Genomic DNA, 25586 nt, shown 5'->3' with positions numbered 1-25586 from the left:
GGGCCACTGGGCGCCACGGTCTGTCGACTCAGAGAATCTCGACATCAACAAACCATTGAACTTCCACCATAAGGAAATTACTATCCACTGGTCAGAAGCGCCCTGAACCCCCAGACGGCGCCCGCGACCGTATCCCGGAACTCTCCACACCCGACGGCACTGCGTGCCGTCCTGCGCGAGCATTCCCCGCGGCCGCCAGGCACCGCCGCTGAAGGAGTGACAGATATGTCCGCACCAGCGCCGTCATCGCTGGCCATCGTCGACGCCGAGCCCCTGCCCCGGCAGGACGAAGTCCTGACGGAGGCGGCCCTCGCCTTCGTGGCCGAGCTCCACCGGCGGTTCACGCCCCGCCGCGACGAGCTCCTCGCCCGCCGCGGCGAGCGCCGCGCCGAAATCGCCCGCACCTCCCACCTCGACTTCCTCCCGGACACCGCACAGGTCCGCGAGGGCGACTGGAAGGTCGCGCCGGCGCCGGCCGCGCTGAACGACCGCCGTGTGGAGATCACCGGTCCGACCGACCGCAAGATGACCATCAACGCCCTGAACTCGGGCGCCAAGGTCTGGCTCGCCGACTTCGAGGACGCCTCCGCCCCCACCTGGGAGAACGTCGTACTCGGCCAGCTCAACCTGATCGACGCCTACGAGCGCCGCATCGACTTCACGGACCCGCGCACGGGCAAGTCGTACGCCCTGAAGCCCGCCGAGCAGCTGGCGACCGTCGTGATGCGCCCGCGCGGCTGGCACCTGCAGGAGCGCCACCTGCAGGTCGACGGCCGTGCGGTCCCCGGCGCCCTCGTCGACTTCGGCCTGTACTTCTTCCACAACGCCAAGCGCCTGATCTCGCTCGGCAAGGGCCCGTACTTCTACCTCCCGAAGACGGAGTCGCACCTGGAGGCGCGCCTCTGGAACGAGATCTTCGTCTTCTCCCAGGACTACGTCGGCATCCCGCAGGGCACGGTCCGCGCCACGGTCTTGATCGAGACCATCACCGCCGCGTACGAGATGGAGGAGATCCTCTACGAGCTGCGCGACCACGCGGCGGGCCTGAACGCGGGCCGCTGGGACTACCTGTTCTCGATCGTGAAGAACTTCCGCGACGGCGGTGAGAAGTTCGTCCTGCCGGACCGCAACGCGGTGACGATGACGGCTCCGTTCATGCGGGCGTACACCGAGCTCCTGGTCCGCACCTGCCACAAGCGCGGCGCACACGCCATCGGCGGCATGGCGGCCTTCATCCCGTCCCGCAAGGACGCCGAGGCCAACCGGGTCGCGTTCGAGAAGGTCAAGGCCGACAAGGACCGCGAAGCGGGCGACGGCTTCGACGGCTCGTGGGTCGCCCACCCCGACCTGGTCCCGATCGCAATGGCCTCGTTCGACGCGGTCCTCGGCGAGAAGCCGAACCAGAAGGACCGGCTCCGCGAGGACGTCGCGGTGGCCCCCGGCGAGCTCATCGCGATCGACTCGCTGGACGCGAAGCCGACGTACGAGGGCCTGCGCAACGCGGTCCAGGTCGGTACCCGCTACATCGAGGCCTGGCTGCGCGGCCTGGGCGCCGTCGGCATCTTCGGCCTGATGGAGGACGCGGCCACCGCCGAGATCTCTCGCTCGCAGATCTGGCAGTGGATCAACGCCGGCGTCGTGTTCGAGAACGGCGAGACCGCCACCGCCGAACTGACCCGCAAGATCGCCACGGAGGAACTGGCCGCCATCCGTGCCGAGATCGGCGAGGAGGCCTTCGCGGCCGGGAAGTGGCAGCAGGCCCACGACCTCCTCCTCCAGGTCTCACTGGACGCGGACTACGCGGACTTCCTCACCCTCCCGGCGTACGACCAGCTCGTCGGCTGACCACCCCGCTTCGACTGATGCGCACCGCAGTCGAACCCGGCTCCGCCCCCGCTGCCACCAGGCACGGGGGCGGAGCCGTTGCCGGGCCCTTCACCGGGTCAACCGCCGTGCCACGTAGGCCAGGTGCTGGCTGTGCCCCGCCCGGATCCACGCCTCGGCATTGCCGGCCCCCGGGGTTCCCCCGCCCGTGGCGCACGCGTGCAGCCAGCGGTCGCCCTCACTGAAACCGGGCCCCCGGAAGTCGGGCTCACCGATCATCCGGCGGGCGATCTCCCGGGCCCGCGCCGCGTGCCCCTCGCCCTCCGTCGGCGCCTTGGCCAGGAGGAACGTGCGCTCCGTGGTGTAGCGCAGGACACCCCACGGTGGGCCGCCGCCCGATCCCGCGTCGGCCGCGTGCGCGTGATGGGCGCCGTAGTCGCCGTAGGTGATGTCCACGGGGAGCCCCGGCTGGGCGTTCCGGACCATGTGCCAGACGTCCCAGTCGTGCCGGTGCGCCTCGACCGGGGGCCAGCCCTCCTGCTCGGGCGCGGAGCCCGGAAAAGATCCGGCCAGCAGCACGATCGACCGCCACACGGCGAGCGGACCCAGTAACTCCAGTGCGCGCAGGGCGCACTTGTCCGCCTGGTGCCACTCCTCGGTGACCGCTTCGAGGTCCAGCAGCAGGTCCAACAGCGGCTCCCGGGCGAGGTCCGGGCCGCCGAGACCCTCGACGAACCGGCACACCGATTCGGCGCCCCGTTCCGACGCGGCTTCGTCCGCACGCACGCGCACTCCCAGGCCGTTCCCACAGGCCCTGGCGAAGTCCGCACAGGCGGACCGCTGCCAGTCGGGCCGCCCCGGGCCGGTGACCGGTCTGACCGGCGTGTGCAGGAGGTACGGCCACAGGCCCTGCGTGACGGCGCGCGGCTCACCCTCCAGATGCCGGGCGTCCAGCCAGGCGGGCATGGCCCGTTGGGCGGCGGCCACGGCTCCGGGCGGTGCGGCCGGATCGGTACCCGGCGCGATCGTCCACAGCGGTGAGACGGCGGCGCGGAGGGACGGTGTCAGCCCGGAGTACGCCGCGAGCGGGCCGCGGCGCACCGGCAGGACGGGTACGTAGAGCAGCTCGACCATGGTGGCTCCCCCGTTGACCGCCTTGGTTGCGCTTCTGTTCACAGGGTGGATGCGAACGGGCGGTTCGGGAACGGCGGAATTCGGCCACCGTTGGGGCCGACCGGTCCCGAACGACCGGTCGGTCGTTACGTCATCGTAATCTGCGGCTACCTAGCGGTAACAACGTGCTCCGTGTCACCTTTCCGATGCCACCGGCCGGCGGTACCCCCACTTCCCCAGCCATGCACCGGAGTTCACTCCGGCTTTCGCCATGGCCGACCGCAGGAGTTCCGCAGTGATCGGATTCCGCAACGCCAGCAAGGACCGGGCCCGCAGTCGAGTGCGACGATTCGCCGGGGTCGGGATGGTTCTGCCGCTCGCCGTCGGCGCTCTGGTCGGCGGTTCCGCGGGGACCTCCGTGGCCAGTCCCGGGACCGGGCCCACCGCCGTGGTGTCCATGGGCGACAGCTACATCTCCGGTGAGGCCGGCCGCTGGAAGGGCAACAGCCTGACCAACACCGGCAATCGCACCGGGACCGACCGCGCATGGGTCTCCGGGAGCACCTACGACCCCGCCAAGGTGTACGGCAGCACCGCCGACGGCTGTCACCGCTCCGACTCCGCCGAGGTCAAGAGCGCCGGGGCGATCGCCGACGTGGCCGTGAACCTGGCCTGCTCCGGGGCGACCTCCGAGAACGTCTTCCGCGCCTCCAACGGCGGCGTGCCCTTCAAGGGCGAGGCACCGCAGGCCGATCAGCTCGCCGCCGTGGCCGCGGCGAACAACGTCAAGGTCATCGCCCTGTCCATCGGCGGGAACGACCTCGGTTTCGCCGACATCATCAAGGACTGCGCGCTCGACTTCGTCCTGTGGAACTCGTACTGCTACGACGACCAGCAGTACGGGGTCGACGAGAAGATCGACGGCGTCATGGCCAACGTCGGCAAGTCCGTGGACGAGATCCGCGCCGTGATGCGGGACGCCGGGTACACCGACTCCTCGTACCGGATCGTGCTCCAGTCCTACCCCTCGCCGATCCCCCGCGGCGCGGAGAACCGGTACACGCAGAGCGACTGGAGCCGCCTCAACACGGGCGGCTGCCCCTTCTGGAACCGGGACTCGGACTGGGCGCGCGACTCGCTCGTGCCGCAGCTCGCCAACCGACTGAAGGGCGTCGCCGCCGCCAAGGGCGTGCAGTTCCTGGACCTGCGGGACATGCTGCAGGGCCGCGAGGTGTGCGCGAAGGCCAGCAAGCAGGTGACCACCTCGGCGCCCGCGTCGGCGAAGACGAGCGAGTGGGCGCGCTGGATCGACAGCAGCGAGACGCAGGGGCCGGTCCAGGAGTCCATGCACCCGAACTACTTCGGCCAGCTCGCGGTCGGCCGCTGCCTGAACCTGGCGCTAGCCCAGCCGGCGACCTCCGCCTCCAGCTGCAAGAACACCGCGGGAGCGGACCACACGGGCATGTTCCTGACGTCCGCGCCGTAGCACCCGTCCCCGCCTTCCCGCTCCGGTACGCCCGCGGAATCCTTCCGCGGGCGTACCGGCGTACCGGCGCATCCGGGCACCGCCTGTGCGGTGCGGGGGCGGGGATCAGCCCCGTACGGCGGCCAGGGCCTCGTCGTACAGGGTCGCCAGGTCGGCGCTGCCGCCGCTGCGCACCCAGACCTCGGTGGCGGCGTCCACGCATGCGAAGACGGTGGCGGTGACCGCCGCGGCGCGCACCTCCGGGACCGGGCCTTCCCCGGCGGCCATGCGGGCCGTTACGGCGGGCTGGACCAGCTCCTGCCAGCGCAGCCTCTTCTGTGTATAGCGGGCGCGCAGCGGAGGGGTGTCGAAGATCAAAGCCGTGATCTCCAGCAGCTGCTCGCGGTCGCCGTGCGCTTCCATGAGCACTTCGAAACCGGAACGCAGGGCCTCCCACGGAGTGGCGGCGGCGGGCTGGTCCTCCACCGTCGCGCGCAGCAGCTCCCCGAGCTCCTCCTGCTCGCCGCAGACGATGTCCTCCTTGGTACCGAAGTACCGGAACAGCGAACGCTGGGAGATGCCCGCTTCCTTGGCGATCTGCGCGATCGTCGTGGCCTCGTAGCCCTGCTCGGCGAAGAGCCGCATGGCCGTGTCGAAGATGCTCGCGACCACGGCCTGGCGGGAGCGGTCCCACAGGGTCTGCTGCGTTGCGGTGGTCCCCATCGGGTCAGCATATAGGCGGGCCGCCAATCTGCGTTCAACTGCCCGGTTGGCAGTCACTGCCAACCGGGCATACAGTGATGGCCCACGACGTCATCCCACATGCAGGAGCCACTGTGAACGCGGTCGACTACCGGAGCCGGACCACCCTGATCACCGGCGCCAGCTCGGGCCTGGGCGCCGAGTTCGCCCGTCAGCTCGCGGCACGGGGTTCCGACCTCGTGCTCGTCGCCCGCCGCGAGGACCGGCTGAAGGCGCTCGCCGCGCAGCTGTCCGAGACGCACGGCGTCGCGGTGGAGACGATCGCCATGGACCTGTCCGTCGACGGATGCGGTGAGCTGTTGGCCGCCGAGGTCGAGCGGCGCGGGATCTCGGTCTCCGGCGTCGTCAACAACGCCGGCTTCGGCACCTACGGCCGCTTCCACGAGGAGGACCCGCAGCGGCTCCGCCAGGAAGTGGGCCTCGACGTGATGGCCGTCGTCGACATCAGCCGCGCCTTCATCGGCCCGCTGCGCACCCGCGGTGACGGCGTTCTGGTCAACGTCGCCAGCGTGGCCGGCTACCAGCCGGTCCCGAACATGGCCGTCTACGCCGCCTCCAAGGCCTTCGTGCTGAGCTTCACCGAGGCCCTGTGGCAGGAGTCCCGGGGTACCGGGCTGCGCGTCCTCGCGCTGTCGCCGGGCGCGACGAAGACGGAGTTCTTCGAGGTGGTCGGCACGGAGGACGCCGCCAGCGGCACCAAGATGCAGACCTCCGAGCAGGTCGTGCGCACCGCCCTGAAGGCCCTCGACCGGAGGAACCCGCCGCCGAGCGTCATCTCCGGATCCCTGAACCGCGTCATGGCCTTCGGCGGACGACTCGCGAGCCGCCGCACGGTCGTCCGGATGGTGGACCGGATGTCCTCCCCCCGGACCCCCGCCTAGGACCGTCGGGGCCGGGCGGCGGTGGCCTCGGGGCCGGGCGGCGGTCGACCGGCCGCGGGAATTCGGATGGTCCGAGCGGCGCGGACTGACATGATCGCGCCCATGCCGGCCCGCACCGCACGTCCCAGCCTCTACATCTCCGTCGACATCGAGGCCGACGGCCCGATCCCCGGCCCGTACTCGATGATCAGCTTCGGGGCGGCCGTCGCGGGGCGGCAGGACGGCGCTTCGTATACGGCCGCGGACCCCGAGCGGCACACCTTCTACCGCGAACTCCGCCCGATCAGCGACCAGTACGTACCCGAGGCGCTCTCCGTCAGCGGGCTCGACCGGGACCGGCTGCTCCGGGAGGGCGCCGAACCGGCGGCGGCCATGGCCGAGTTCCGCGCGTGGGTACGGGAGGTCTCCGCCGGGGCCGGGGCGCAGCCCGTCATGTGCGGCTACCCGGCCTCCTTCGACTGGACGTTCCTGTACTGGTACTTGATGCGCTTCGGCGGCGACAGCCCCTTCGGGCATTCCGGCTGCCTCGACATGAAGACCCTGTACGCGGCGAAGGCGGGGGTCCCGCTGCGCGCGGCGGTCAAGGGCCTGATGCCGCGCGAGCTCCTCTCCGCCCGCCCGCACACCCACCACGCGCTGGACGACGCCGTCGAGCAGGCGGAGCTGATGAGCAACCTCATGCTCTGGACGCCTCCGGCCGCGCCCGATCCCGGCGCCGTCGCGGTGTCCCCGCGCATCGCCCACCTCTCCTGGGGGCGCATGGAGGTCGAAGGGCTCACTCCCGGCTAAGACTTCAAGCTCTACCCCGGCGGCGGCCGGGCCTGGGACTGGTCCGAGCACGGCACCCGTCACGATCCCGGCATCCGGGCGGCGGAGGTACGGGAACTGCTCGATCGCGGCGCCACCACGGTCGTCCTGAGCCAGGGCATGGACGACCGGCTGCTCGTCATGGAGGAGACCCTGGCGGCCGTCCGGGAGGCCGGGGCCACCGCGTACGTCGAGGACACGAAGGCCGCGGTGGCCCGCTACAACCGCCTCGCCGCGACCGAACCGGTGGCCGGCCTCTTCCACTCCACCTGCTGAGCCGCCCCGCCGTGCGGCTGCCGGCGCAGCCTCTGAGGGCTCTCAGCGGCGTCGCGCGGCCCAGGCGCCGGTGAGCTCCCACAGCATCGCTAAGATCGGCGGGCCCTTTCGCCCGAAACACACCGGTGTCGCGACACCGCAGGAATCTTCAGAGGTGTCATGTCCGACAGGTTCGTCCTTGACGGGGACCGAGTCCCGGTGCCCGTCGAGGCTCCGCAGGCGGCCCCCGGCCCCGCCCGCCGCCGGGTGTGGTCGAGAGGTACCGGTTCCCTGCGGCCGTCCGGAGCCACCAGGGCTGCGCGGGCGCCACGAATAGCCGTGCTGGACGGTCTGCGGCTGCTCGCCGCGCTGTCGGTGGTCCTGTTCCACTACCTCGCCGGGTCGGGGAGGATTCCCTGGCAGCGGACGGCGGTCGCGCTGTTCCCCACCCTGCACAAGGTCGCCGAGTTCGGCTGGCTGGGTGTGGTCTTCTTCTTCATGATCAGCGGCTTCGTGATCTGCATGTCCGCCTGGGGCAAATCGCTCCAGAAATTCTGGCAGGGCCGGATCCTGCGGCTATTCCCGCTGTACTGGGTGGCGGTCGTGCTCTCCTCGGCAGCCGCGCGCCTGGGCCCCCAGGTTCCCGGCGAGCCGAAGGTCACGGTCGGCCAGATGCTCACCAACCTCACGATGCTCCACGAGCCCCTCGGGGTGAACAGCGTGGACAACGTGTACTGGACCCTCTGGATCGAGCTGCGCTTCTACCTGATCTTCTCGCTGGTCGTCCTGCTAGGTACGGGCTATCGCCGGGTCGCGACCTTCTGCTGGATCTGGGCGCTGGGCTCGGTGCTGGCACCGGCGTCGGGCATCCCGCTGCTCGACCAGCTCCTGGTGCCCCGGTGGGCGCCCTTCTTCATCGCGGGAATCGCCTTCTACCTCGTCCGCCGGGCCGGCCGGATCGAGGGCGAGACCCTGGGCATCCTGGCCCTGTCCTGGCTTCTGATGCAGCACCGCCTTCCCGCCATCATGGAGGGCGAGGGGCACGGCATCAACTGGAAGGTGTGCCTGGCCGCGATCACCGTCATGTACGCGCTGATGGGCCTGATCTCGCTCGGGAAGCTGGACTGGATCCAGTGGCGCTGGCTACCGGTCGCGGGCGCGATCTCCTACCCGCTCTACCTCGTCCACCAATCGTTGGGCGTACGGGTCATCTGGCGCTGGAACGAGCAGTGGGGCCCTTGGCCCACCCTGCTCGGCGTCATCGCGGGCGTCGTACTGATCGCCTGGCTGCTCCAGCGCCTACTGGAGCGCCCCCTCACCCGCCTGCTGCGCCGCCTGATGGATCCGCCGGCCGAACGTTCGCAACACCTCCCCGCATAGGGAAACGATCGGACCCGGGCGGGTCGTGGCCCGGGTCCGACAGCATCATGTCCTGCAGGCTCGCTGTACAGGCCGGCCGAGAGGGCGGTCCGCCGGGCGGTCGACCGCCATGTTGCAGACGAACCGCAAACCTCCGCCATGGGTAGCCAGCGTGCGCTCCGTATCCGCCCTGCGGCCGGTACCGACACGCCCTTCGGCACAGCGGCGACTTTAGCGAGATCGCCGTACGAGTCAGGCGTTCGCGCACCGTCTCGTCCAGCCCCACCACGACCGCCCCGGCCATCCCCACCGCACCCTCCGCGCCCCATGGCCAAGGCGATGATCATGGCGTGTCGGGGTGGCGCCCGGCAGGATGGACCCCGTGCCGAAGAACCCGCCCGAGTCCATGCAGCACCACCTGCGCCAGCGTCTGGACGCACACGCCAAGGAACGCTGGCCCCAGCTCAGCGGCATCCAGGTTCGCTTCCGCGCCGGATTCGCCTACGTCGCGGGCGAGTTGACCGGCGATGAGGAACCGCTGCCGCTGTGCCGCCTGCGGTTCACCGGTGTCCTGCATACCTGGGGCTTCGCGCTCTACCTGGCCAGCAGCGGCAAGTACGAGGAGAATGTCCTGCCCACCGGGCTCCCCTTTGGCTCCCCTGAAGAGGCCCTGGACTGCGCCGGCGGCCTCTACCTCGACAGCTCCCGCACCGTGACCGACGCTCCCGCGCATGCCGGCATCGGGCTGATCCGGGTACCGGTGGGACTCGTCATCCTCGTCGGAGCACCGGCCTCGGGCAAGACCAGCTTTGTCCGGGCACTGATCGCGCGGCGGCGGATCGATGCCGAAACCGTGGTGTCCAGCGACGAGATCCGCGCGGAGCTCTTCGGCGACCCGCCCGCTGAAGCGGACTCCGATGCGGTGGACGCCCGCATCTTCGAGGAACGTGACCGCAGGATCATTGCCAGGCTCGCCGCAGGACGAAGTGCAGTCGCCGAATCGACGAATGTCACCCCGCAGGCCCGCGCACGACTCCTCACCATCGCCAGGCGCTTCAATGCCCCGGTGACCATGCTGCGATTCACCGATGAAGTCACCGACCTCCTGCAGCAGCATGTCGAGCGGGGGCGCCCAGATGTCACTGCCGCGGATGTTCGCGCTTACGCCGCGATCATGACGAGGGACGCCAGTGCCGGCCAACTGCGCTCCGAGGGTGCAGCAGCCGTCCACGATGTCCCCGGGCGCAGACAAGGGGTCACCCCCGCCGAAGCCGCCGAACGCTTCACCTTCTGCTGACTGAACATCGAAAGCATTCGGACTCGCGTTCTAACGCCCCTCCACGAACTTCCGCGGCGCTGCACTAGGTCGACGCCTCGACCGTGGACCGCTGGCGGGCGAGGTTCGTCGTCGAACGTCTTGACCGTCTTGACCGTCTTGACCGTCTGCACGATGGACCTCGGACGGGGCCGGCCGCCGTGCCCAGTTCGCGGCAGCGGCCTGGGTGGAGGTGGGTGACGCTGGTGCATCCTGTGGCGAACCGGCTCTCCAGGTAAGGCCCGTGGGGAACGACTGTGTCGGACCGGGGTCGGTTCTCGCGGCCCGTCGACCGGCAGGTTCCGAGCCGTCCTGTGGCGGGCCGGGATCCGGACAGGTCGACGCCAGTGGGGTGCCGCTGGGTGAGGGTCTCGTAGACAGTCGCGGTGGGCAGCGACGCAGGTCTCCACGGGCTACCCGGGCCATGCCGGAGATGGAACCGATCGGCTACGGGCGAAGCGGTTGGAGCACCGCTCCGGGCCCCGGCCTGCCAGCGCGAACTCCAGCCGCTCCAGGGCGTGGTTGAGCCGAGTGGTGAACCGCGCGTACGGAACGGTCACTACGGGAAACGGTCACTACGGGAGACGACACGGCGACGTCCTGCGCAGACAATCCGCCGACGCACGGCGACGTGATGGGGCGCCACTTCCTGCGATTCGGCTGCACGGCGTACGCGGGCTCACTCGAACCCACCACCCCGCAATCGAACGCAGCACACTGTCGATGATCGACAGCTGGTCCCCCGTGGGCCGGGAAGCGGACGGCGGTGCGTACGCCACGCCCGCAGTGGGTGGCGTACGCACCGCCGTGAGCGGCCGGGCGACCGGGCGACCGGGCGACCGGGTCAGTGCACCGGGACCGGTTCCGGCGCGGCCGCCGGCGCCCGCTGGGTGACGAAGTGGTTGAAGGCCAGGTTGAGCACGATCGCCACCACGCAGCCGGTGCTGATGCCGGAGTCCAGGACGACCAGCAGGTCCTTCGGGAACGCGTGGTAGAACTCCGGCGCCGCGATCGGGATCAGGCCGATGCCGACCGAGGCGGCGACGATCAGGGCGTTCTCGCCCTTCTCCATGGCCGCGCCCGCCAGGGTCTGGATACCGCTGGCCGCGACCGAGCCGAACAGGACGATGCCGGCCCCGCCGAGCACCGGCAGCGGGACCACGCCGATGACGGAGGCCGCCATCGGGCACAGGCCCAGCAGGATCAGGATGCCGCCGCCCGCAGCGACGACGAACCGGCTGCGCACCTTGGTCATCGCCACGAGCCCGATGTTCTGCGCGAAGGCACTGCACATGAAGCCGTTGAACAGCGGGCTGAGCGCGCTGCCGAGCGTGTCCGCGCGCAGTCCGCCCTCGATGGTCCTCGCGTCCGCAGGCCGGCCGACGATCTTGCCGAGGGCCAGGATGTCGGCAGTGGACTCGGTCATGCACACCAGCATCACGATGCACATGGAGACGACGGCGGCGACTTGGAACTGCGGGGCGCCGAAGTGGAAGGGGGTCGGGAAGCCCACCAGGGAGGCGTTCTTGACCGCGTCGAAGCTGGTCATGCCGAGCGGGAGGGCGATCAACGTGCCGGCCACCAGGCCGAGCAGGATGGAGATCTGCTGGAGGAAGCCGCGCAGGAACTTGCGCATCAGCAGCACGATGACGAGGGTGACGGCGGCCATGCCGATGTTCTTCATCGAGCCGTAGTCGGTGGCGGTGCGGTTGCCGCCCTGCGACCAGTTGAAGGCCACCGGCAGCAGGGACACGCCGATCAGGGTGATGACCGTACCCGTGACCACGGGCGGGAAGAACCGGACGAGTTTGCCGAAGTAGGGGGCGGCGAGGAAGCCGACGACCCCGGCGACGATGATCGCGCCGAAGATGACGGGGATGGCGTCCGCGCCCTCCCCCTTGCCTATGGCGATCATCGGGGTCACGCCGGCGAACGAAACGCCGTTGACGAAGGGGAGTTTGGCGCCGATCTTCCAGAAACCGAGGGTCTGGAGGAGGGTGGCGAGGCCGGCGGTGAAGAGCGAGGCGCCCATCAGGAACGCGGTCTCGGTGGCGGAGAGTCCGACGGCAGGGCCGACGATCATGGGCGGGGCGACGACACCCGCGTACATGGCGGCCACGTGCTGGAGGCCGCTCGTGAACATCTTCAGAGGAGGCAGGGTCTCGTCGACCGGGTGCTTCTCCTCCGGTACTGCGACTGCATCTTTGCGAAACCTGGGCGTGAGTGCCACGGCTTCCTCCGGTCGGGTAACACGTCGGCAGGGACGTGGGTGTCTTGGAGGTGGTGCGAAAGCTGTGCGAGTCGAGCCTGTATGGAGTTGTGGGTGGTGCGGGTGGTGCTCGTTCTTGTCCCAAGAGGCGCAGAAACGATTCGCCCAAACCGTTCCGGCCAAGCAGTGGCACGAGTCACCGCCCCGGGAACGCCCTCGGAAAAACCTCGGGCGCTTCCCGGGAACGGCTGCCGCGGACCCCGCTCGGGCCCGCGACGACCGGCCGGGGGCCGTCCCCCCCGGCCGGACTCCGAGGGGATCAGCCCTGCGCGGTGATGCGCGCGAGGCGCTGAGCCTCTTCGCGGGTGGACACCGCGATGGCGTCCTCGTCGGCGAAGAGGAGCCTGTTGTTCTCGACGATCTGCTTGCCGTTGACGAACGACGCGGTCACCGGGGCGGCCGCACCGAAGACCAGCGCGGTGACCGGGTCGGCGATCGAGGAGTGCAGGAAGGTGCTGATGTTCCAGAGCACCAGGTCGGCGCACTTGCCGACCTCCAGCGAACCGATGTTGTCGCTGCGGCCGAGGACCTGCGCGCCACCGTACGTACCGAGGCGCAGGGCCTGGCGGGCGTTGAGCGCGGCCTCGCGGTGGACCGGGTTCAGCCGGTTGATCAGCAGCGCGTTGCGCAGCTCGGTGTGCAGCTCACCGGACTCGTTGGAGGCGGTGCCGTCCACCCCGAGGCCGACCGGGACGCCGGCGGCCAGCATGTCCGGGACGCGGGCGATGCCGGCGGCCAGACGGGCGTTGGAGGACGGGCAGTGCGCGACACCGGTCTTGGTACGGGCGAACGCGGCGATGTCGGAGTCGTTCATGTGGACGCTGTGCGCCATCCACACGTCCTCGCCGAGCCAGCCGGTCGACTCGAAGTAGTCGGTCGGGCCCATGCCGAAGAGCTCGTGGCAGAACTTCTCTTCCTCGACGGTCTCGCTGCCGTGCGTGTGCATGCGCACACCGAGGCGGCGGGCGAGCTCGGCGCCCTGCTTCAGCAGCTCGGTGGAGACCGAGAAGGGGGAGCAGGGGGCGACGGCGATCTGGGTCATCGCGTCGAAGGAGGCGTCGTGGTACTTCTTCACCGTCGCCTCGGTGTCGGCGAGCGCACCCTCAAGGGTCTCGACGGCGTGGTCCGGCGGCAGGCCGCCGTCCTTCTCGCTGCGGTCCATCGAACCGCGGGCGAGGGTGAAGCGGACGCCCATCTCGGACGCGGCGCGGATGATCGAGCCGGAGAGGTCGCCGGCGCCCTTGGGGTACACGTAGTGGTGGTCCATGGCGGTGGTGACACCACCGCGGGCCATCGCGGCGAGGGAGCCCTGGGCGGCCGTGTAGGCCATCTGCTCGTCGATGCGCGCCCACGTCGGGTACAGCGCGACGAGCCAGTTGAAGAGGTTGTGATCGGTGGCCAGGCCGCGCGTGATCCACTGGTAGAAGTGGTGGTGCGTGTTGACCAGACCGGGAGTCACGAGGTGCCCGGTGCCGTCGATGCGGCGGACGACGTTGTCGAGGTTCTCGGGGGCCCTGCCCGCACCGATGGACTCGATCTTGTTGTCGGCGATGACGATGTGACCCGAGGCGTACTCGGTGTCGTTCGCATCGACCGTTGCAATCGCACAGTTCTCGATGACGATGCGCTCTACTGCGCCGTCCTGGGCTGCCGATGCTGCCATGGGACTTCCTCGTGCTTTCAGTGGCGGTGCGGGCACGGCAGAACCCAGGGGATTTGAGTGCCGGAGCCGGGGACCTGACAGCTGACAGTACTGCCGCCCCGCGTGATGCGTCCGGGTGCCGATTCAGGAAGCTGGAACGTGTCGTGCGGTGGTCCCGGGGCCACTGCGGTGCCCCGGGACGCGCATGCCGCGTCAGAGGTTGGTCATGTCCACGGGGATACGGGCGTCAGCGCCGTCCCGCAGGACCGTGGCCTCGATCAGACCGTACGGGCGGTCCGCAGCGAAGTAGACTTCGTTGTCGTTCTTGAGGCCGAACGGCTCAAGGTCGACGAGGAAGTGGTGCTTGTTCGGGAGCGAGAAGCGGACCTCGTCGATCTCCGAACGGTGGTTGATGATCCGCGAACCCATCTGGTACAGGGTCTGCTGCAGCGAGAGGGAGTAGGTCTCCGCGAAGGCCTGGAGCATGTGCTTCTTGGTCTCGGCGTAGGACTTCTCCCAGTTGGGCATCCGCTGCTCGTCGTCGGTCCAGTTGAAGCGCCAGCGACCCGACACCTGAGTGGCCAGGATGCGGTCGTACGCCTCCTGGAGGGTCGTGTACTTGTCCTTCACGTAACCCCAGAACTCGGAGTTCGTGGAGTTCATGACGATCAGGTCCTTGAGGCCGGAGATGACCTCCCAGTTCTGCCCGTCGTACGTGATCTGGGTGACGCGGGTCTCCATGCCCTTGCGGACGAAGGAGTGGTTCACCTCGTCGGAGCCGATGAACTTGGAGTTGGCGTCCGAGGTGGCGATCCGGTCCCAGCCGTACTCCTCGATCCGGATGCGCGCACGCTGGATCGGCTCCTGGCTGTTCACGAACCAGCGCGCCAGGTGGATGCCGAACTGCTCGGCGGACTCGATGCCGTACTCCTTGGCGAACGCGTACACCGTGTTCTTGGTGGTGTCCGTCGGCAGGACGTTGGCGTTCGAGCCGGAGTAGTGGACGTCGTCCATGTCGCCGGAGAGGGCGACCGAGACGTTGAGGTCCTTGATGTGGTGGGTGTCGCCGTCCCGCGTGATCTTGACGACGCGGTTCTCTGCCTTGCCGTACTGGTTCTGGCCCAGAATCGTGGCCATGCTAGCTCCCTCGGTAAACGGAGTAGCCGAACGGGTTGAGCAGCAGCGGTACGTGGTAGTGCTCGCCCGGGTTCACCGCAAACGTGATGGTGACCTCGGGGAAGAACGCACCGCTGTCCCTTACGCGGGGGGCGTCCTGCTGCGCCTCGGCTTGCTTCTTGGAGAAGTACGTCTCGGTCTCGAAGTCCAGACGTACGTGGGTGGTTCCCTCCGGCAGCGCCGGCAGGTCCTTGCATCGCCCGTCCGCGTCGGTGGCGGAACCACCCAGGGCCGCCCACTCGCCGTCGAGTCCCTCGCGGGCCGACAGGGAGATGGCGACGCCCTCGGCGGGGCGTCCGATGCTGGTGTCCAGGATGTGCGTGGACACCGACGCGGTGGTCTCGGTGCTCATGCTCACGCTCCTTCTTCTGCGAGTTCGACGAGGCGGGTCAGGCGGATCCGGTTGATCTTCACCAGTTCGCCGCGGGCGATCTCCCGCTCCTGTTCCGGCGAATTGTCGATCCGGACCTTGACCGCGTCCCGCATGAACTCACCGGTCGCACCGGTGGCGCAGATGAGGAAGACGTGGCCGAACTTCTCCTGGTACGCCAGGTTCAGTTCGAGGAGCTCGTTCTTGAGCTCCTCCGAGGCTCCGGCCATGCCGCGCTGCTCGCGGGCGGAGGTCGGGTCTCCCGGCTTCGGCCGGCCGATCGGCGCGTGGCCTGCCATCGCTTCGGCCAGGTCCTCGGCGGTGAGCTCGGCCATGGCGGCCTCGTTCGCGGAGAACAGGGCGTCGGCGCCGGCGAAGGGGCGCTGGGCGAGCAGCTTGCTGCCCCATGCCGAACTGGCGCACACCTCGTGCAGTTCGGCCGTGGCCGCGCTGTCGTCCAAGGCGTTGAACCGGGTGAGACCCGGGGTCGGACTCGAAGTCACGGTAGGCCTCCGTGGCCTGTTGTTGCTTTGACGGGCTGCGCATAGCTAACGCCCTCGGCAACACGGCGTCAACACTTTGTTGAAACTTCCCGTACACAAAAGCCGCCGCCCGGATGAATGGGGCGGCGGCTCGTCACTGTGGGCCAGCAGGGATCACGCTTGGTTGTTCTTGTTGGGGTTTTCCCTGTTCAAGTAGTTGTAGACCGTGAAACGGCTTACGCCCAGGGCGCCCGCGACCGTCTCCACGCCGTGTCGCACGGAGAAGGCGCCCCGCGCCTCCAGTATCCGCACGACGTCCTGCTTGGACTTCCGGTCGAGCTGCGACAACGGTACGCCGTGCCGGCGCTCCAGCGCCGCCAGGATGTGATCCAGCGAGTCGGACAGCTGGGGCAGCCGCACGGCCAGCAGGTCCTCGCCCTCCCAGCTGAGCACGACGTCGTCGGGCTGCGCCAGGGCCGGATCCATCAGCTCGCCGCCCATCGCGTCGACCAGCGGCTTGACCGCGGTGACGAACGGGTGGTCACGGGGCTCGGTCATGGGGTTTCCTCCCCGATCACGTTGACCTGGAGCGAGACGCGCGTGGCGCCGGACTCCAGCGAGTCGCGCAGCAGCGCGGTCACCGCAGTCAGCACCGCGTCGGCTTCACCCTCGGCGGTGTTGCCGAACGGGCCGACGTCCACCGCGTCCAGCTGGGCCTTCTGGATGACCTCGCGAGCGGCCACGGCATGGGCAGGGGCCTCTTCGAGATCGAAGGGCTCGGTCGTGAACTCCACTCTCAATCGCACGCTGGTCAAGCTACCTGCCAGTCGTGATTTTTCGGCAGTCCGGGCTTGACAAGTGCGGCGCCCTGCTTGCAGTCTTCCATCAAGCAGAAACTAACTTCCGCAATACGGAAGGAGCGCACACCCCTCATGGGATACACGGACCAGCGCTTCGATGTGAACCTTTCGATCCTCTTCACGGAACTCCCGCTCCTGGAGCGTCCCGCGGCCGCCGCCGCGGCGGGCTTCACCGCGGTCGAGCTGTGGTGGCCCTGGATCGAGACCCCCACTCCCGCCCAGGAGGAGCTCGACGCCCTCAAGAAGGCTCTTGAGGACGCCGGCACCCAGCTGGTGGGCCTGAACTTCTACGCCGGACAACTTCCGGGCCCGGACCGCGGTGCGGTCTCGGTACCCGGTGAGGAGTCGGACCGCTTCAACGCCAACATCAACGTGGCTGCGGACTTCGCCGCTTCGGTGGGCTGCAAGGCACTGAACGCCCTCTACGGCAACCGCGTCGAGGGCGTGGACCCGGCCGTGCAGGACGAGCTCGCCCTGGAGAACCTGGTCGTGGCGGCCCGGGCCGCCGACCGCGTCGGCGCGATCCTGCTCATCGAGACCCTCAACAAGCCCGAGTCGCCGCTCTACCCGCTGGTGAGCGCCCCGGCCGGCATCGAGGTGGTGGACAAGGTCAACGAGGCCACCGGCCTCGGGAACGCCAAGTTCCTCCTCGACCTGTACCACCTGGCGATGAACGATGAGGACCTCTCCGAGGTCATCGAAAAGTACGCCGCCAAGACCGGGCACGTCCAGATCGCGGACAAGCCCGGACGCGGTGCCCCCGGCACCGGCGAGCTGCCCCTCGAAGAGCTGCTCGACCAGCTGAAGAAGGCCGGATACGAGGGCTACGTAGGCCTGGAGTACAAGGCCGCCGACGCCGCCGCCTCCTTCGCGTGGCTGCCGGCCGAGGCCCGCGCCGCGAAGTAGGCGGACAAAGTCCGGGCGATCAGCCAGGCACCCCACGAACTTTTCGTACAAAGCATTAAGAGAAGGACCCTCATCATGAGCAACCCCGCTGCGCTCCCGTCGATCGCCTGGGTCGGACTCGGCATCATGGGCTCCCCCATGGCCGAGAACCTCCTGAAGGCCGGCTACTCGGTCACCGGCTTCACGCTGGAGCAGGACAAGCTCGACCGCCTGGCGGCCGCGGGCGGCACCGCCGCCGGCTCGATCGCCGAGGCCGTCAAGGACGCCGACGTCATCATCACGATGGTGCCCGCCTCCCCGCAGGTCGAGGCCATCAACTACGGCCCCGCCGGCATCCTTGAGAACGCGAAGTCCGGCGCGCTGATCATCGACATGTCGTCGATCACCCCGCAGACCTCGGTCGACCTCGCGAAGAACGCCGCCGAGAAGGGCATCCGCGTCATCGACGCCCCGGTGTCCGGTGGCGAGGCCGGTGCCATCGAGGCCGTCCTGTCGATCATGGTGGGTGGCGAGAAGGCCGACTTCGACGCGGCCCTGCCGATCCTTGAGACGCTCGGCAAGGTCATCGTGCTCTGCGGCCCGCACGGCTCCGGCCAGACGGTGAAGGCCGCCAACCAGCTCATCGTCGCGGTGAACATCCAGGCGTGCGCCGAGGCCGTGGTCTTCCTGGAGAAGTCCGGCGTGGACCTGGTCGCCGCCCTGGACGTCCTCAACGGCGGTCTGGCCGGCTCCACGGTCCTGACCCGCAAGAAGGACAACTTCCTGAACCGCGACTTCAAGCCGGGCTTCCGGATCGACCTGCACCACAAGGACATGGGCATCGTCACCGACGCCGCCCGCAACGTCGGTGCGGCCCTCCCCGTCGGCGCGGTCGTCGCCCAGCTGGTCGCCTCGCTGCGCGCCCAGGGTGACGGCGGCCTGGACCACTCGGCCCTGCTCCGCGCGGTCGAGCGCCTGTCCGGCGCCCAGGTCTGATACCGGTTCCACCACCGCGGCCCGCTCTCCGGGCCGCCCCTCCCCCTCACGGGGGCCTGAGTTTCCGGATGGTGCCGGTGCTGACACCTGTCCTGTCGCGCCCAAGCGCCGGCACCGTCCGGATCACCTCCCTCCATCTTTGTTCAACAAACTGTTGACGCTGCGTTCGGCCTGAAATTAGGCTGTTCCGCATGACGGAAGACGCTTTCCGTCAGCAGGTTCCCGTACGGAAGGTCACCATGTCGAAGCGCACGCTGACGACCGAGTCCGGCGCCCCGGTCGCCGACAACCAGAACTCCGCCACCGCCGGCGTCGGTGGCCCGCTGCTGGTCCAGGACCAGCAGCTGCTTGAGAAGCTCGCCCGCTTCAACCGTGAGCGCATCCCGGAGCGCGTGGTGCACGCCCGCGGCTCGGCCGCGTACGGCTACTTCGAGGTGACCGACGACGTCACCGCCTACACCAGCGCCGCGTTCTTGAACACGGTGGGCAAGAAGACCGAGACCTTCCTGCGGTTCTCCACCGTCGCCGACTCGCTCGGTGGCGCGGACGCGGTCCGCGACCCGCGCGGCTTCGCCCTGAAGTTCTACACCGAAGAGGGCAACTACGACCTCGTCGGCAACAACACCCCGGTGTTCTTCATCAAGGACCCGATCAAGTTCCCCGACTTCATCCACTCCCAGAAGCGCGACCCCTTCACGGGCAAGCAGGAGCCGGACAACGTCTGGGACTTCTGGGCGCACGCCCCCGAGGCGACGCACCAGATAACCTGGCTGATGGGTGACCGCGGCATCCCGGCGTCCTACCGCCACATGAACGGCTACGGCTCGCACACCTACCAGTGGACGAACGAGCAGGGCGAGGCCTTCTTCGTCAAGTACCACTTCAAGACGAACCAGGGCATCCGCTGCCTGTCGGGCGACCAGGCCGCCGAGCTCGTCGGCAAGGACGCCAACTCGCACCAGACCGACCTGCTCCAGGCGATCGAGCGCGGCGTGAACCCGAGCTGGACCCTCCACGTCCAGATCATGCCGGCCGCCGAGGCCGCGGACTACCGCTTCAACCCGTTCGACCTCACCAAGGTGTGGCCGCACAGCGACTACCCGCTGCAGCGCGTGGGCCGTCTGGTCCTCGACCGCAACCCGGACAACGTCTTCGCCGAGGTCGAGCAGTCCGCCTTCTCCCCGAACAACTTCGTCCCGGGCATCACCGCCTCGCCGGACAAGATGCTCCAGGGCCGCCTCTTCGCGTACGCCGACGCCCAGCGCTACCGCCTCGGTGTGAACCACACCGTGCTGCCGGTCAACGCCCCGAAGGCGACGAAGGCCGACAACTACGGCCGCGACGGTGTCATGGCGCTGCGCAACGGCTCGCGCCACGACAAGAACTACGAGCCCAACTCGTACCAGGGCCCGGCCGAGACCGGTCTCGCGCTCGGCGCCCCGAAGGCCGTCTCCGGCTACACGGGCACCCACGAGGCCCCGGCCCACACGAAGGACGACGACTTCTTCCAGGCCGGTGAGCTCTACCGCCTGATGTCGGAGGCCGAGAAGCAGCGTCTGGTGGCGAACATCGCCGGCGGTCTGTCCCAGGTCACCCTTGAGGACGTCATCGAGAAGAACTTGGCTCACTTCCACGCCGCGGACGCCGACTACGGCAAGCGCGTCGAGGAGGCCGTCCGCGCCCTGCGCGACGCCTGAGCCTGAAAGCTGCACCGGGGACCTGGCGGGAGGTCAGGTCCCGGGTGCCGAGCCCGAACCGCGGACCCGGATGAGGGGTGGTACGCGGCGAGGGCAGGACGAGGACCGCGACGGGCGTGTGAGCCAGTGCGGTGGTAATGGGTGCCGAGGCCCGTCTCTTGACCTGAGGGAGACGAAGCCGGAGCTCTCGTCACCGCCCGTCGCGGTCCCAGCCAAATCTTCTCCTCTATGTACGGGGGCCGCGCACAGGGTCCCCGTAGATGGAGGAGCAGTCTCCTCTATAGAGGAACGACCTCCCCCAAGACTCCGCCCGGCGGTGCGAACGTCCTGTCGCGCCAGCCTCGCTCCGTCGGGCGGTCACACTCAAAGCGCCGAGTCACGGACGGTCCCGTGACTCGGCGCTTTGGCTCGTGCGTGGTGAGCGGGCGCGCCGGTCGTCGATCTCGACGGACAGGTGGGGCCAGGACGCGGTCAGCGCGGGCAGCACGGTCAGCGCGGGCAGCGCGGGCAGCGCCTCGGCGGGGCTGAAGTGGACGGTCGTACCGGTCGTGCCGTCGTCGGCGACCGGTGTCAGGCCCGTCGCGGGAACCCCGTGTACGTAGCGCTGGGCCCACGCTCCGCCCGCGCGGCGGTTGGTGTGGACGAGCCACTCGCTGAGCGCCGCGACGACGGACATGCCGCGACGCGGGTGGCCGTCGGGAAGGACCTGCGCGTCGGGGTGGTCGAAGAACCGGAGGTCCTTCGTCGCCATGACCGGCTTCTTCACCGGTCGGCCGTGATCGTCGAAACGGGTGTCCGTGCCCCGGCCTTCGTCCGCGACGGACACCGAGCCGTCTGCGTACAGCGTGACGGTGCACCGTCCCCCGCCCAGGCACTCCGCCTCGTCGGCCGCATAGGCGAGCACTTCGAGCAGCAGGTGGGGAAGGCCTCCGGGGGCGAAGAAGGCCCCGTTCTCGCGGACGAGGGCCAGGTGGTCGGCGTCCACGGAACGGGCCCAGTCGTGCGTCGTGTTGCGCCACGACACCGTTGATCTGTCCATCGGAGCAGTATGCCGACCCGGACCGGCCGTTCCGTCATGCCGGGGCAAGACGGGGAAGGCGTGCGGAGAGGGCCAGGGCGCCCGCCAGGAGGGCCACCGTCACCAGGGCCGTCGTGGACAGGGCGGCGGCGGGAGTGCGGCCGTGGTCCGTGAAGGCCGACCAGAGCGTGACCAGCAGGGCCACCCCGACCGCGTTGGCCAGTTGCTGCACGGCATTGAGGACTCCGGACGCGGAGCCCACCTCCGGTTCGGACACGCCCGCCAGGATCACGTCGAACAGCGGGGGGATCACCAGGCCCATGCCGAGCCCGGTGGCGAACGTCCCCGGGACCAGCCGCCAGCCGTCCGTCGCGCCGTCGGCCGAGGCGGCGAGCAGCCCCAGCCCCAGGGCCGTGAGGACGATTCCGCACTGGATCACCACCCGGCCGCGCCGGCGGGCGAGGGCCCCGGCCGGGACCGCGGAGACGGCGATGCCCAGGGCCATGGGGGCGATCGCATACCCCGCGCCCTGCGGTGAGAGGCCGAGCGGGCCCTGAAGGAAGAGCGACAGCACCATCATCAGGCCGGTGAACGAGGCGAAGAAGGCGACCGCGACGAGGATGCCGCTGGTGTAGCCCCGGTTGGCCAGCAGGCTCGGCGTCATGAGCGGTGAGGGCCGCCGGTGCTGGAGGCGCGCGAACAGCAGGAAGCCGGCCGGCCCGGCGGCCAGCAGCACGAACCCCCAGACGGGCCAGCCCAGTTCCCGCCCCTGGACCAGCGGGTACACCAGGGCCCCGGAGGCCGCCCCGGCCAGCAGCATGCTCGGTACGTCGAGCCGCAGGCCGGCGTCGGACGTGCCCCGCGGGATCCACCGCACCGCGCCGGCCAGCGCCGCGAGTCCGAGCGGCAGGTTGACCAGGAACACCATCCGCCAGCCGGTGCCGAACAGGTCTGCGCCGGTGAGGAGTCCGCCCGCCACCGGGCCGCCGACCGCGCACAGGCCCATCACCGGGCCGAACAGTCCGAAGGCCTTGCCCAGTTCCGCCTCCGGGAAGGTCTCCTTGATGATCCCGAAGCCCTGCGGCAGCAGCAGCGCACCGCATGCGCCTTGTAGTGCCCGGGCCGCGATCAGCACGCCCGGCCCCGGGGCCGAGGCGCAGAGCACGGAGGCCAGGGTGAACCCTGCGGCGCCGGCCAGGAAGAGCGGGCGCCGCCCGAACCGGTCCCCCAGCCGCCCGGCGGTGATCAGCAGGACCGCGAACGGCAGGGTGTAGGCGGCGCCGAGCCACTGGGCGGTCTCCCGGCCCCCGCCGAGGCCGGCGGTGATGGCGGGGGCGGCTACTGCGGTGATCGTGGCGTCGAGGAGGTCCATGACCTCGGCGATGAGGACGACGGCCAGCACCGCCCAACGCCGTGGATACGGATCCGGATACGGGTGTGACATGGCGGGGCTCCCCCTTGGAGACGAGAACGGATGCATGACGAACAGCGTTCGTTACGAACAACGTTCGTCGCGAACACTGTTCGCTGTCAAGTGCTAGCCTGGCGCCATGGATTCACCGGCCCGCCGCAAGAGCACCCGCGCCCGCCCCGCCAAACCCCCGCTCAGCGAGCGGGCCGTCATCGACGCCGGCCTGCGGGTCCTGCGCCGCGAGGGCTTCGACGCGGTGACCATGCGGAAGGTCGCCGCCGAGCTGGACACCGGGCCCGCGTCGCTCTACGTCTACGTCGCCCAACGCGAGGAGCTGCTGCGCCTGATGCTCGACGCGGTGGTCGCGACGGTTCCGCTGCCCGCGCTGCCGGCCGCGCCGCCCGGGGACTGGCGCGACCGACTGGCCGCCCTGATCACCGACGTGGTGCACGCCCTCAACGCCCACCCCGGCATCGGCCGGGTCGCGCTCGGCGCCATCCCGACCACCCCCGCCTGGCTCGACCTCTTCGACCGCGTCCTCGGCCTCCTGCTGGCCGGCGGGGTCGACCGGCAACGCGCCGCATGGGGCTGCGATCTGATCGCCCTGCACATCGGCGCAGTCACGTACGAGGTCTCCGTCGCGCACCCGCCCGCCGGCGACGGCCCGGACGCCCTCCAGGACGCCCTGGACAGCCGTCACGCCCAGGTCTCCATCGAGGACCGGCTCGCCTCGCTGGACCCGGAGCGGTATCCGCATCTGGCGGCGAGCGCAGCCGAGTTGGCGGCCGGTCCCGCCGCCGCCCGGCTCGCGCTCGGCATCGAGGTGCTGATCGGTGGCCTGGCCCCGTAACACGGGAACGGCCCCCGTTCCTCCTCGCGGAGGGACGGGGGCCGTGACGTGCGGCAGCCGGTGCCGGCCCGGTCGTCAGACCGACAGCGGGCGGATCGCGGTCGGGGCGTGGCCCGGCTCGGTCGCGAGCTCCTCGAACTCGGTGACGTCGCTCATGTCGACCGTCTTGCTCATCGCGATGTTCGTGATGCGCTCCAGGATGGCCTCGACGACGACCGGGACCTGGAACTCCTGGGCCAGCTTCTTGGCCTGCTCGAAGGCCTCACCCAGCTTCTCCGGGTCGGTGACGCGGATCGCCTTGACGCCCAGGCCCTCGGCGACCTTGACGTGGTCGACGCCGTAGACGCCGATCTCCGGGGTGTTGATGTTCTCGAATTCGAGGTTGACCTCGAAGTTGATGCCCAGGCCGCCCTGCGCCTGACGGATCAGGCCGAGGTAGGCGTTGTTCACCAGGACGTGGACGTAGGGGATCTTGTGCTGGGCGGCGACCGCCAGCTCCTCGATCATGAACTGGAAGTCGTAGTCGCCGGAGAGGGCGACGACCGGGGTCTCCGGCTGCGCGGTGGCGGCACCGATGGCGGCCGGGATGGTCCAGCCGAGCGGGCCGGCCTGGCCGCAGTTGACCCAGTTGCGCGGCTTGTAGACGTGCAGGAACTGCGCGGCCGCGATCTGCGAGAGACCGATGGTGGTGACGTAGCGGGTCTCCGGACCGAACACCTTGTTCATCTCCTCGTAGACGCGCTGCGGCTTCATGGGGATGTTCTCGAAGTGCGTACGGCGCTGGAGGGTCGCCTTGCGCTCCTGCGCGGAGGCGGCCCAGGCGGAGAAGTCCGGCAGCTTGCCCTCGGCCTTCCACTCCTTGGCGATCGCGACGAAGAGCTCCAGCGCTGCCTTGGCGTCGGAGGCGATGCCGTAGTCCGGGGCGAAGATCTTGCCGATCTGGGTGGGCTCGATGTCGACGTGGACGAACTTGCGGTCGCCCCGGTACGCGTCCAGGTTGTAGCCGGTGTGGCGGTTGGCCCAGCGGTTGCCGATGCCGAGGACGAAGTCCGACTCCAGGAACGTCGCGTTGCCGTAGCGGTGGGCGGTCTGGACGCCGACCATACCGGCGGCCAGCTCGTGGTCGTCCGGGATGATGCCCCAGCCCATCAGGGTGGAGATGACCGGGATGTTGGTCAGCTCGGCGAACTCGACAAGCAGGTCGGGGGCGTCGGCGTTGATGATGCCGCCACCGGCGACGATCAGCGGGCGCTCGGACTCCAGCAGGAAGCTCAGGGCCTTCTCGGCCTGGGCGCGGGTCGCGAACGGCTTGTAGACGGGCAGCGGCTCGTACGTCTCGGGGTCGAACTCGATCTCGGTCAGCTGGACGTCGATCGGGAGGTCGATCAGGACCGGGCCCGGACGGCCGGAGCGCATCAGGTGGAAGGCCTGCTGGAAGACGCCGGGAACCTGGGCCGCCTCCAGCACCGTCGTGGCGGCCTTCGTGACGGGCTTGGCGATCGTCGCGATGTCGACGGCCTGGAAGTCCTCCTTGTGGAGCTTCGAGACCGGAGCCTGACCGGTGATGCACAGGATCGGGATGGAGTCCGCGATCGCGGAGTACAGACCGGTGATCATGTCGGTGCCGGCCGGGCCCGAGGTGCCGATGCAGACGCCGATGTTGCCCGCCTTGGCGCGGGTGTACCCCTCGGCCATGTGCGAAGCACCCTCGACGTGGCGGGCCAGCGTGTGGCTGACGCCACCCACGTTCTTGAGCTCTCGGTAGAACGGGTTGATCGCAGCGCCGGGCACGCCGAACGCTTGCGAAACGCCCTCGCGCTTGAGGATCTCCACTGCAGCGGCGGCGGCTGTCATACGAGGCATCGAGTTCTCCTGCGGGTCTGGCGGTCAGACTGTTCCGGTTTCCAGGGCGTTTCCGCAATCCGGAAGTTTTGTTCTGCTATACGGAACAAGCTAAGCGGCCAGTCCCCGCACGTCAAGGAGCATGAGCACCCCGGAACGCACCAAAAGCCGCGTCTCGCGCAAGCGACTTGTACGAAAGACCGGGACTCCGCGGATTGCCAGCGGAAAATCGAGGGCATGCGCGCCCCGCCGGTGGCAGGTGGTGGAGCATGGACCCACGCACAGCGAGGAGGGGGCCGACACTCAT

The 25586-nt window shown here is 69.5% G+C and carries 22 protein-coding genes and 1 pseudogene; 11 read left to right on the top strand and 12 right to left on the bottom strand.

What is annotated here, in order from left to right; genetic code table 11:
- The first annotated feature begins 225 nt into the window (after window positions 1-225).
- Window positions 226-1845, top strand: a complete 1620-nt coding sequence (gene aceB / locus OHA65_RS30560) for a malate synthase A (protein ID WP_327279358.1) — start codon at window positions 226-228, stop codon at window positions 1843-1845.
- A 90-nt stretch (window positions 1846-1935) separates the two neighbouring features.
- Here aceB and OHA65_RS30555 read toward each other — a convergent pair whose 3' ends face one another.
- Window positions 1936-3000, bottom strand: coding sequence for a beta family protein (locus tag OHA65_RS30555; RefSeq protein WP_328764228.1), 1065 nt, complete (start codon window positions 2998-3000; stop codon window positions 1936-1938).
- 232 nt (window positions 3001-3232) lie between these two features.
- Between OHA65_RS30555 and OHA65_RS30550 the strand changes: the two genes are divergently transcribed.
- Window positions 3233-4423 carry a GDSL-type esterase/lipase family protein gene (locus tag OHA65_RS30550; protein ID WP_327279356.1) on the top strand — a complete coding sequence of 397 codons (1191 nt, stop codon included), beginning with the start codon at window positions 3233-3235 and terminating at the stop codon, window positions 4421-4423.
- Window positions 4424-4528: 105 nt separating this feature from the next.
- On the opposite strand, the gene OHA65_RS30545 is transcribed toward OHA65_RS30550, so the two are convergent.
- Window positions 4529-5125, bottom strand: a complete 597-nt coding sequence (locus tag OHA65_RS30545; protein WP_327279355.1) for a TetR family transcriptional regulator — start codon at window positions 5123-5125, stop codon at window positions 4529-4531.
- Window positions 5126-5238: 113 nt separating this feature from the next.
- Between OHA65_RS30545 and OHA65_RS30540 the strand changes: the two genes are divergently transcribed.
- The 5 genes and pseudogenes from OHA65_RS30540 to OHA65_RS30520 all read left to right on the top strand — a co-directional run bounded on the left by OHA65_RS30540 (window position 5239) and on the right by OHA65_RS30520 (window position 9763).
- A complete protein-coding gene (locus OHA65_RS30540) occupies window positions 5239-6045 on the top strand; it encodes an SDR family oxidoreductase (RefSeq protein WP_327279354.1) in 807 nt (268 codons plus the stop codon).
- A 102-nt stretch (window positions 6046-6147) separates the two neighbouring features.
- Window positions 6148-6834: a 3'-5' exoribonuclease domain-containing protein gene (locus tag OHA65_RS30535; RefSeq protein WP_328764226.1), complete on the top strand. Its 687-nt coding sequence runs from the start codon at window positions 6148-6150 to the stop codon at window positions 6832-6834.
- A gap of 18 nt (window positions 6835-6852) precedes the next feature.
- Window positions 6853-7128, top strand: a pseudogene (locus OHA65_RS30530) (MTH938/NDUFAF3 family protein); the annotation flags it as partial.
- Between the two features lie 159 nt (window positions 7129-7287).
- The gene (locus OHA65_RS30525) at window positions 7288-8487 is read left to right on the top strand and encodes an acyltransferase (protein ID WP_328764225.1); all 1200 of its coding nucleotides are present in this window, start codon (window positions 7288-7290) and stop codon (window positions 8485-8487) included.
- Window positions 8488-8848: 361 nt separating this feature from the next.
- The gene (locus tag OHA65_RS30520; RefSeq protein ID WP_327279351.1) at window positions 8849-9763 is read left to right on the top strand and encodes an ATP-binding protein; all 915 of its coding nucleotides are present in this window, start codon (window positions 8849-8851) and stop codon (window positions 9761-9763) included.
- Between the two features lie 862 nt (window positions 9764-10625).
- Here OHA65_RS30520 and OHA65_RS30515 read toward each other — a convergent pair.
- The 7 genes from OHA65_RS30515 to OHA65_RS30485 all read right to left on the bottom strand — a co-directional run bounded on the left by OHA65_RS30515 (window position 10626) and on the right by OHA65_RS30485 (window position 16526).
- Complete coding sequence (locus OHA65_RS30515) at window positions 10626-12011, bottom strand: nucleobase:cation symporter-2 family protein (protein ID WP_328764223.1); 1386 nt, start codon at window positions 12009-12011, stop codon at window positions 10626-10628.
- 298 nt (window positions 12012-12309) lie between these two features.
- Window positions 12310-13713, bottom strand: coding sequence for an 8-oxoguanine deaminase (locus OHA65_RS30510; RefSeq protein ID WP_327279349.1), 1404 nt, complete (start codon window positions 13711-13713; stop codon window positions 12310-12312).
- A 192-nt stretch (window positions 13714-13905) separates the two neighbouring features.
- Window positions 13906-14829, bottom strand: a complete 924-nt coding sequence (gene pucL, locus OHA65_RS30505; RefSeq protein WP_327279348.1) for a factor-independent urate hydroxylase — start codon at window positions 14827-14829, stop codon at window positions 13906-13908.
- Between the two features lies 1 nt (window position 14830).
- Window positions 14831-15220 carry a hydroxyisourate hydrolase gene (gene uraH / locus OHA65_RS30500; protein WP_327279347.1) on the bottom strand — a complete coding sequence of 130 codons (390 nt, stop codon included), beginning with the start codon at window positions 15218-15220 and terminating at the stop codon, window positions 14831-14833.
- A gap of 2 nt (window positions 15221-15222) precedes the next feature.
- A complete protein-coding gene (uraD, locus tag OHA65_RS30495; RefSeq protein ID WP_328764222.1) occupies window positions 15223-15741 on the bottom strand; it encodes a 2-oxo-4-hydroxy-4-carboxy-5-ureidoimidazoline decarboxylase in 519 nt (172 codons plus the stop codon).
- Window positions 15742-15894: 153 nt separating this feature from the next.
- Window positions 15895-16278 carry a helix-turn-helix domain-containing protein gene (locus tag OHA65_RS30490; protein WP_327279345.1) on the bottom strand — a complete coding sequence of 128 codons (384 nt, stop codon included), beginning with the start codon at window positions 16276-16278 and terminating at the stop codon, window positions 15895-15897.
- Window positions 16275-16526, bottom strand: coding sequence for a thiamine-binding protein (locus tag OHA65_RS30485; protein ID WP_327279344.1), 252 nt, complete (start codon window positions 16524-16526; stop codon window positions 16275-16277). Before OHA65_RS30485 ends, OHA65_RS30490 begins: the two co-directional genes overlap by 4 nt.
- Window positions 16527-16652: 126 nt before the next feature.
- Between OHA65_RS30485 and OHA65_RS30480 the strand changes: the two genes are divergently transcribed.
- The 3 genes from OHA65_RS30480 to OHA65_RS30470 all read left to right on the top strand — a co-directional run bounded on the left by OHA65_RS30480 (window position 16653) and on the right by OHA65_RS30470 (window position 20158).
- Window positions 16653-17486, top strand: coding sequence for a TIM barrel protein (locus OHA65_RS30480; RefSeq protein ID WP_327279343.1), 834 nt, complete (start codon window positions 16653-16655; stop codon window positions 17484-17486).
- Window positions 17487-17561: 75 nt separating this feature from the next.
- Window positions 17562-18461, top strand: a complete 900-nt coding sequence (locus tag OHA65_RS30475; protein ID WP_327279342.1) for a 2-hydroxy-3-oxopropionate reductase — start codon at window positions 17562-17564, stop codon at window positions 18459-18461.
- Window positions 18462-18700: 239 nt separating this feature from the next.
- Complete coding sequence (locus OHA65_RS30470) at window positions 18701-20158, top strand: catalase (RefSeq protein WP_327285841.1); 1458 nt, start codon at window positions 18701-18703, stop codon at window positions 20156-20158.
- 376 nt (window positions 20159-20534) lie between these two features.
- Here the strand turns inward: OHA65_RS30470 and OHA65_RS30465 are convergent, their stop codons facing one another.
- Together OHA65_RS30465 and OHA65_RS30460 are read right to left on the bottom strand one after the other, a co-directional pair.
- The gene (locus OHA65_RS30465) at window positions 20535-21197 is read right to left on the bottom strand and encodes an ATP-binding protein (protein WP_405762843.1); all 663 of its coding nucleotides are present in this window, start codon (window positions 21195-21197) and stop codon (window positions 20535-20537) included.
- 34 nt (window positions 21198-21231) lie between these two features.
- Window positions 21232-22620: an MFS transporter gene (locus tag OHA65_RS30460; RefSeq protein WP_327279340.1), complete on the bottom strand. Its 1389-nt coding sequence runs from the start codon at window positions 22618-22620 to the stop codon at window positions 21232-21234.
- 106 nt (window positions 22621-22726) lie between these two features.
- On the opposite strand from OHA65_RS30460, the gene OHA65_RS30455 reads away from it, so the two are divergent.
- Window positions 22727-23437, top strand: coding sequence for a TetR/AcrR family transcriptional regulator (locus tag OHA65_RS30455; protein ID WP_328764219.1), 711 nt, complete (start codon window positions 22727-22729; stop codon window positions 23435-23437).
- Window positions 23438-23512: 75 nt separating this feature from the next.
- Here OHA65_RS30455 and gcl read toward each other — a convergent pair whose 3' ends face one another.
- The gene (gene gcl, locus OHA65_RS30450; protein ID WP_327279338.1) at window positions 23513-25300 is read right to left on the bottom strand and encodes a glyoxylate carboligase; all 1788 of its coding nucleotides are present in this window, start codon (window positions 25298-25300) and stop codon (window positions 23513-23515) included.
- Window positions 25301-25586 lie beyond the last annotated feature (286 nt).

This window comes from Streptomyces sp. NBC_00045 (assembly GCF_045041095.1).
Taxonomy (GTDB): domain Bacteria; phylum Actinomycetota; class Actinomycetes; order Streptomycetales; family Streptomycetaceae; genus Streptomyces.
Note: the sequence above shows the minus strand (reverse complement) of the source record. Positions and strands in the feature narration are given on the sequence as shown.